The sequence below is a fragment of the Staphylococcus sp. HMSC070D05 genome (genome assembly GCF_001815595.1).
Taxonomy (GTDB): Bacteria; Bacillota; Bacilli; order Staphylococcales; family Staphylococcaceae; genus Staphylococcus; species Staphylococcus hominis.
Genome location: NZ_KV821137.1, coordinates 1 through 373, shown reverse-complemented (window position 1 = coordinate 373; position 373 = coordinate 1). Strand labels below are relative to the sequence as shown.

At 51.7% G+C, this 373-nt stretch carries 3 tRNA genes; all 3 read right to left on the bottom strand.

The features are described from left to right. Positions 1-42: 42 nt before the first annotated feature. Positions 43-135 (bottom strand) — tRNA-Ser (locus HMPREF3046_RS06205). A gap of 9 nt (positions 136-144) precedes the next feature. Continuing rightward, positions 145-218, bottom strand: a tRNA-Ile gene (locus HMPREF3046_RS06200). A 28-nt stretch (positions 219-246) separates the two neighbouring features. Beyond that, positions 247-320 (bottom strand) — tRNA-Met (locus HMPREF3046_RS06195). Positions 321-373 lie beyond the last annotated feature (53 nt).

Genomic DNA, 373 nt, shown 5'->3' with positions numbered 1-373 from the left:
CCCGACGAGCTACCGAACTGCTCCATCCCGCGATAATACAAATGGCGGAGGAAGAGGGATTCGAACCCCCGCGGCCCGTTAAGGCCCTGTCGGTTTTCAAGACCGATCCCTTCAGCCGGACTTGGGTATTCCTCCAAAAATATATGGACCTTGCAGGACTCGAACCTGCGACCGAACGGTTATGAGCCGTTAGCTCTAACCAACTGAGCTAAAGGTCCAAATTTTAATTCTACAACTAATAATTAGTGGCGGTGGAGGGGATCGAACCCCCGACCTCACGGGTATGAACCGTACGCTCTAGCCAGCTGAGCTACACCGCCGTTATATAGTTTGTAAATGATTTAAATGGTGGAGACTAGCGGGATCGAACCGC